6 protein-coding genes are annotated in these 7,280 nt (G+C 59.6%); 3 read left to right on the forward strand and 3 right to left on the reverse strand.

Annotated features, from left to right (window positions below):
- Nucleotides 1-391: 391 nt before the first annotated feature.
- Nucleotides 392-1,048 carry a phosphoribosylanthranilate isomerase gene (locus NZK35_RS32750; RefSeq protein WP_259636741.1) on the reverse strand — a complete coding sequence of 219 codons (657 nt, stop codon included), beginning with the start codon at nucleotides 1,046-1,048 and terminating at the stop codon, nucleotides 392-394.
- A gap of 150 nt (nucleotides 1,049-1,198) precedes the next feature.
- On the opposite strand from NZK35_RS32750, the gene NZK35_RS32755 reads away from it, so the two are divergent.
- From NZK35_RS32755 to NZK35_RS32765, 3 genes are all read left to right on the forward strand, one after another.
- Complete coding sequence (locus NZK35_RS32755; protein WP_259636742.1) at nucleotides 1,199-1,978, forward strand: hypothetical protein; 780 nt, start codon at nucleotides 1,199-1,201, stop codon at nucleotides 1,976-1,978.
- Nucleotides 1,979-2,101: 123 nt separating this feature from the next.
- Complete coding sequence (locus NZK35_RS32760; protein WP_259636743.1) at nucleotides 2,102-3,679, forward strand: ExeA family protein; 1,578 nt, start codon at nucleotides 2,102-2,104, stop codon at nucleotides 3,677-3,679.
- 156 nt (nucleotides 3,680-3,835) lie between these two features.
- Nucleotides 3,836-4,657, forward strand: a complete 822-nt coding sequence (locus tag NZK35_RS32765) for a polyprenol monophosphomannose synthase (protein WP_259636744.1) — start codon at nucleotides 3,836-3,838, stop codon at nucleotides 4,655-4,657.
- Nucleotides 4,658-4,931: 274 nt separating this feature from the next.
- On the opposite strand, the gene NZK35_RS32770 is transcribed toward NZK35_RS32765, so the two are convergent.
- Both NZK35_RS32770 and NZK35_RS32775 read right to left on the reverse strand, forming a co-directional pair.
- Nucleotides 4,932-6,575, reverse strand: coding sequence for a S41 family peptidase (locus tag NZK35_RS32770; protein WP_259636745.1), 1,644 nt, complete (start codon nucleotides 6,573-6,575; stop codon nucleotides 4,932-4,934).
- A gap of 419 nt (nucleotides 6,576-6,994) precedes the next feature.
- Nucleotides 6,995-7,280 (reverse strand): hypothetical protein (locus NZK35_RS32775; RefSeq protein ID WP_259636746.1); only part of this gene is annotated, 286 nt, incomplete at its 5' end.

Raw genomic sequence — 7,280 nt, forward strand, 5'->3', positions numbered from 1 at the left:
AGATGAGGGCCCGTAGGCTCGCGCCAAACGGCTGATATTCGTTTGACATCAGCCGGTTCGCGCCAGCGTCCGGGCCCCCTCATTCATGTTAACTTAGCGGTATTGCCCTCGACCCCGGACGGTGTCGCAGCGAATCGATCCGCCGGCGGTGCCCCAGATCGCCTTGCTGATAGAGATGATCGTTCACACAAGGCCGCAAGCCGGGTTACAAGGTTCGAACCCCATTTGCTTCGACACCCTCCGGGGTCGCGTCACGCCTGTTGACGGATTTCCGGAGGTGTCGCTGCGCTCACCTCCGGCTACCGGCTTTGACCCCGACGGGGTCATGCTCGCACTTTCTTTATCCCGGAGGAATTTCAGCGCGTAGCTCCGTCGGGATCTGTCATCGCCGTCAGCCGGTGGCCGCGGCGATGAACGCCTTGATCCGGGATTCGTTCTTGACGCCTCGCGGGCATTCCACGCCGCTGGCTGTGTCCACCGAAACGGCTCCGGTGGCATCGATCGCCTGGCGGACGTTCTCCGGTTTCAAACCGCCCGCGAGCGTCCAGCCGACCGACGGATGGTTGTGTGCCCATGAATCCACCGAGGGCCAGTCCAAGGTCTTGCCGCTGCCTCCATGCGCCGAACCGGCATCCACATCCAACAGCAGCTGGCAGCCGATCGCGACCCAGGCGGCTGAGCGTTCCTCCATCAGCTCCGGGGCAAACGCGTCCCGAGGCAACTTGATGGCCCTCAGCACGGGCCACCCCATCGAGCGCAGCGCCTCAGCCAACTCGATCGGTTCGTCCCCGTGCAGCTGAATGGCGTCCAGTCCCACCGTCGCGGCGATTGCGGCGATGGCTTCGGCGGACTCATTGACGAACACGCCGACACGCAACAATCCCAACTCGTTGGCCAGCCGGGATAGCCGTTGGGTTGCTTCGCACTTCGGATCAACGTAGCGAACGCTGTTGGGAAAAAAATTCAAGCCGATCGCGTCGCCGCCCGATCGCTCGACCGCACGCAGGTCTTGCTCCAGTCGAACGCCGCAGATTTTTGTACGAAACACGGTTGCTACCCGAGTGATCCCTTCAATCCAGACAAACTGCACCACTTCCGCTGGCCGCTCCAACGGGTGATGTCGATAACCCGAAAACATCGAGCTCCATCGGCGGAGCCCTCTTCTTTTTCGCGAACAGACCTCGGAGCCATCCCAGCGATGAGAGATCGATCCAACATCGTCGACCTGGCACTCGCCTTTGCCGCCACGTTCGTCATCACTTTGGCCGTCTGGCCCCGCGAGACGCCGCGGCAAATCGTTCGGTGCCATCTGAACGACCAGGGTTGGAAAACCTACAGCATCGCGATCGACGATCCTAGCCTGGATGAGCTGAAACGAAAGGTCCGTACCTGGAGCATGCCCGAGTCGCATCCGGAATACGTCACCGCGAAATGGCAAAAGGAAGTCGCCGAATTCTACGAAAAGAGCCAACCGGCACGTGCCCAGAGCGACTCGGTCCCCCGTCCCGTCAAGCGTGTGGATCGAAGACCCATGACGGCGACGATTTCGGACACGGTGACGACCGCGTCGTACGAAACGGAAATCGGCGACCCGACCGAGGTGATTCAACAGGCGGCTTATGCCGAGCCGATCGAACCCATCGCCGACCAGCCCGAGACGAGTCCGAACGATGCGAAGTATTGGTCGACGGTGAAGGCATCGGCGGTTGCGTCGATGGAAGCCGTCGAGACGCGGAGCGCCAACGTCCCGGTTGTGTTTGAACAAGTCACTCCTGCCAGCTGGCCTCAATTGGCATTTCACTTTGCCTTCCTGCTCGGAATCGCGGCGGCCTGCGGCTACATGCACTGGCTACGGCACGCCCCATTGCGCGCGGGAGCCTCGTTCGGCGAACAACCGATCGGTGTTCTGGCACGCATCGGAACGTTTTCTGGCGCGATCGTCGTGGCGATGCTCGGCGCGGTCGCCGTCTGGGTCTGAGCCCTCTGGTCGGAATGCCAAGATAGTTCTCACGTTCGCGTTAGATTCTGCCGATTATTCCGATTGGAGGGATCGCTTTCGCCAAGCCGTCCCCACACCCACAAGCCTCTCGGACACGATCGAATGATGAAAAACTTCGAGCACGATTTCGTTTTGCCTCCCTTCCCGGGTTTTCCGTCCGCCAGTCGATTCGTCCCCGTCGGGCCGGTGCTGGAGACATTTTCACGCGTTTCACGCAGCGTCCTTGCGCGTGAAGCGATCTCGTTGGTGATCGGACCGCCCGGCACCGGCAAGTCGCTTGTCTGTGCGTTATTGGCCAAAGAATTCGCTGCCACCCATGACGTCGTCGCGCTCGGCGACACACCGATCGCCGATGACACCGCGTTCTATCGATTTCTGCTGCACCGGCTCGGCGTGCCCTTGGAAACCGGCAAACGCGACGATTTCGAGCTGATGATCCACGACCGTCTTTGCGGTCCCGATGCAAAACCGCACGGCGCGCTGTTGGTCATCGACGAAGCAGCCTCCTTGACGACCGACGTTCTCGAAGCGATTCGACGCCTGACCAATCTGATGCGCGACGGACAACCGATGGTCAGCGCCGTCGTCGCCGGTGGCGTCAAGCTGGATGAAACGCTGACGGCACCTTCCTTGGAACCGTTCGTGCAACGCGTGACCGCACGGTGCTATTTGCATCCGCTCAATGCCGAGGAAACGCGACAGTACATCCGCCAGTCGATCGAAGTCTGTGACGCGTCGTCCGATGACACCATCGCCGACAATGCGATCTCCGCCATCTACCATGCCACCAGCGGCGTCCCCCGGTTGATCAACCATTTGATGACCGAAGCGATCGATTGCGCCGCCGAATTGGGCGAGACGTTGATCGATGAACACACCGTCAACAAGGCATGGGCAAGCTTGCAGCAATTGCCCAGCCCGATGACCGAAGAGCCCCGCATGCAACCGGAAAGTTCGGTCGTCGAGTTCGGAGAGCTGAGCGATCCGGCGGTCCACGCCGACGACAGCCATCTGATTGAATCCTCGCCTGTCGAACCTGCAGAAGCAACCGTTGCGGATGCGGAAGCGTTCGTTGCCGAACCAGAGGGATCGATCGAATCCGAGCCGGACGATGCCGCCGTGTCGGTCGTGCCGGATCCGGTCTCCTTGTTCGGCGAATTCGAGGATGAAGAAAACATCGAAGTCGGAGTCGCACAGGTCAAAGCGAAGCCGAACGAGTCGTCCGAAGTCGACTTGGAGACGATGTTGCATTCCCAAATCGTCGGGCTCAGCCAGTTTGTTTCTGAAAACACCGCTTCGCGGTATTCCGAAATTGATTCGCTGGCAGTCTTCGAAGAACCGGGAATGATCCAGGACTCGGCGCCCGCTGAGTTGCTGGAGGAATCGCCGAGCGGACTGTCGGGAGAGACGGCGGGCGAACCGCTCGCCGAAGCCGGCAAAGATTATCCAAGTGTGGTCTGGTACGACGAACCCGGCCACGGTGCCGATGCGGAGGATTCCGCCGTGCTGGATGACACCGATCTGTTGTGGATCACCGAAGACATCGACGTGGACCGCAAGATCATCAAGCCGGCCTCCGCGGGTGGCTCACATCGGATCGACCAGGCCTCCGATCAAGACGCGCCGAAGTTGACCGTCGACTACCGCGAAATGCTCGAAAAAATGCGAAACCAAGCCTGAGGGTCTGCCCGGCAAGGTGCCGAGGTCGCGGCGAGGATGTCGATTTTCTTGCCGCCAGATCCGTCAGAAACGTGATCGACATCCCGGAGGCATTTCAGCGCGGAGCCGGAGGTCGGCGCAGCGCCACCTCCGGGAAGCCCTTGTCAGACCAACGCGGTGGTTTTAATCTGCATCGAATCCACCCGCCCCCGGTTTTTTCAATCGCTACTCTTCTTGGACGACTTCCCGAACAGCCGATCGATTCCGAGCGACCTTCTGATCGCGATTTGCACCTATCAGGAATCACAGAATATCCAGGCAATGCTGGTCGGCTTGCGACGTGCCTTCCCGGACGCCTGCCTGATGGTGGTCGACGATAACTCGCCCGACGGCACGGCCGATCTGGTTCGCGAAGCCCAGCGATCGGATCCTCAGATTGAGTTGATCGTCCGCCGCGACAAACGTGGACTGGGGTCCGCCATCGTCGACGCGATGAAGTACGCCGTGGCTCGGGGCTATCGTTTTTTTGTCAACCTGGACGCCGATCAAAGTCATGACCCGGCGCAGTTGCCCGAACTGGTCGAACGGGCGCGGGCCGACGCGGACCTCGCCGTCGTCATCGGGTCACGCTATGTGCCCGGTGGTGAGATCGTCGGTTGGCCGCTGCGGCGGCGATTGATGAGCAAACTGGTCAACCGGTTTGCCACGGCATTTTTGAAATTGCCGGTCAAAGACTGCAGCGGCTCGATGCGTTGTTATCGCACCTCGGCGCTCGATGCGATGGACTTGGATTCGCTGCAGTGCACCGGTTATGCCGTGCTCGAAGAACTGCTGGTCAAATTGCACCGCGATGGACGTAAAATGTCGGAAGTCCCGATCACGTTCACCGAACGAGAACTCGGCCACAGCAAATTGACCTTCGCCGAAGCCGTCCGCTCGGTCCGCTTCATGTTGCGTTTGGCGATGACGCTGCGGCGACGCGGCGCCAATCTGGGATAGGCTTCCAGCCTGTCGTCCCCATCCGTTCCGCAACGTTGGTGGGTAGCCTTCAAGCGATTTCGGCCCTTCGTTTCTGCTTCGAAGATCGGCTCAAGCCCAATACCGCTAAGTTAACATGAATGAGGGGGCCCGGACGCTGGCGCGAACCGGCTGATGTCAAACGAATATCAGCCGTTTGGCGCGAGCCTACGGGCCCTCATCTGAAGAAACGACGCTTAACTTAGCGGTATTGGGCTCAAGCCCAGACACCAACGTGCTCAGGAATGCCCCCGGATCAGGGCGTCCGCTGGCTGATCAGGTTGTTGCCCGAGGACAGTTTTTCAATGGCTTCTTGAAGCACCAGGTCTTCGTGGTCCAGCGTCATTTGCCCGCGATCATTGGGACGTGCTGCGATGTACGGAGACTCGACCTTCACATCGGGCATCACGCCGTTTTGGCTGATCGCGGTCCCCTTGGGCGAATAGAATTTTGCGGTCGTCAAGCACAGTCCGAACTTTGCGGTTTGCATTCTGAAGATGCCTTGGACGCTGCCCTTGCCGTAACTCCGCTCGCCGATCAGGATGCCGCGTCGGCTGTCCGAGATCGCCCCGGCAAAGATCTCGCTGGCGCTCGCACTGTCGGAATCGATCAAGACCGCCAGGGGAACGTCCCAGGTGTTGGGGCGGTGTGCGACGTAGTCAAAGTTTTCGCGAGAGTTGCGTCCCCGGGTAGTCACAATTCGTCCGTTGCTCAGGAATCGATCGGCGACTTCGACCGCGGCCGACAGCAGTCCGCCGGGATTGCCGCGGACATCCAGCACCAACGCCCGCATGCCTTGGCGATGCAAGCTCCATAGGGCACGTTCGATGTCTCGCGTGGTCGTCTTTTGGAAATTGGTCAGACGCAGATAACCGATCCGGGTGGCCGGGTCGACGATGTGCACGTTTTCCACGCAGGGGACTTCGACGCGACGCCGCTGAATTCTCAGATCGCGGCGTTCGCCTTGGCGATTTTGTAACGTGATCGAGACGTAGGTGTGTTCCGGTCCTCGCAGCAGGTCGGCTGCGATCTCGGGATCCGAAAGGTGGGTTTCAGCCTGTTCAACCCGAACGATACGCTCACCCGGTTGCAGCCCCGCTTCTTCGGCCGGACCGCCCGGGATCACCGACAAGATTTTTAGCGAGTTTTCATCCGTTTCCAACTCGATGCCCAGTCCGACAAAGTTGCCTTCGATGTTGGAGAACATGTCGTCCAACTGGTCGCCGGACAGCAGTCGCGTGTACGGGTCGAGCGTTGAGATGGCACCGCTGACGTATTCCAGCACGACGGTCGTCGGGCTGATCCCGATGTCCTGGCGGGCGAGTTCCGCCACAAAAGCCACGGTCGCTCGCAGATCGAATCGGTTTGCCGACGGCCGATCGGCGATCCGGCGATGGATCGTTTGTTGAAACTCGTGCAGCATGCCCAAGTCTTTGCCCGGCAACGCGTCTTGAACAAATCGGTCTTCGGTCAACGCGATCTCCAGGGCCGCGGTTCCGTGCAACAAAATCCGCGACCAGTCGACCGTTTCAACGTAATGCGTGTCCAAGTTCGCCAAGACTTCCGAATACAGGTCCAAGGCTTGCGAGACACTCATCGAATGCGCCGAAGCGACGAAACTCTTGTCCGTGTAGCGGCGATTGACGTCGTAGTGCAATCGGCTGATCACCAACCGCTGATAAAGATGTCGCGAATCGGGGAACTCACGCGACGCCTGTTCATAGTGACGGACCGCTTCAATCCAGCGTCGTTCCCGCTCCAACGACGCACCGCGGGCGATCGTGCGACTCAGACCATCCTGCTCGATGGCTTCGGCCGCAGGGTCGGCGGCCAATGGCTGCTGTGCCGTCGCCGTCAGCCCGGCTTGGAACATCAGGGCAAACAGGCAGAGCAGTGTCATCGACGATGTCCACTTGCCGACTGTGCTTGATGGTCGACAGACCGGTGGTGACTGAAAAACCCGTGCAATGATTGGCATACCGATTCGGCCCATGGGGTGTCTTCAGGAGGGGAGGGAAGGACGACAGGGACGCCGGGAGGGGGCGATCTGTCAAACGGCCGCGTAAGACACCCACAGCGGGCGGCCACGCGAATATAGGACACAAAAGATGCCCGGTCAAAAAACCGTCTGATGGGTAACCGGGTCAGGCGTTGCGATCGCTACGCATTAACACGCAGCGTTCGGTTTAAGCCGGTCGGTTAAGTTGCGACGAAAAGAAATCATCCGTGTGATCTCGATTTTGTCGCGGCCCATCGTGCGTTCCCTACGCAGAAAGCAACTCAGTCGCTGCCATGGCCTCAGATTCCTTAAGCCGCACCTCAAGGCGGCACCTCAACGATAGGCAATGTCCCATTCGAAGTCAAAAACGGGGGTTGGGTTTTAAGTTTTAAGTTCCAAGTTCCAAGTTCCAAGTTCCAAGTTCCAAGTTCCAAGTTCCAAGTTCCAAGTTCCAAGTCAGTCGGCAGTCGGCAGTCGGCAGTTGGCAGTTGGCAGTTGGCAGAAAAATGAGGCGCAGGAAAATGAGGGGGAAAGGGGGAATAGACAAGAGCATGGGTGACAGGAAAATTTCCGGCGAGTTTCCTGGAACCTGAAACCTGGAACCTG

The sequence above is a fragment of the Stieleria sedimenti genome (assembly GCF_025060895.1).
GTDB classification, from domain to species: Bacteria; Planctomycetota; Planctomycetia; order Pirellulales; family Pirellulaceae; genus Stieleria; species Stieleria sedimenti.

What these genes read in the sequence shown, in the direction of transcription:
- NZK35_RS32770 (WP_259636745.1), bottom strand. Translation starts at nt 6,575, where the DNA reads ATGACACTGCTCTGCCTGTTTGCCCTGATGTTCCAAGCCGGGCTGACG.
- NZK35_RS32755 (WP_259636742.1), top strand. Translation starts at nt 1,199, where the DNA reads ATGAGAGATCGATCCAACATCGTCGACCTGGCACTCGCCTTTGCCGCC.
- NZK35_RS32760 (WP_259636743.1), top strand. Translation starts at nt 2,102, where the DNA reads ATGATGAAAAACTTCGAGCACGATTTCGTTTTGCCTCCCTTCCCGGGT.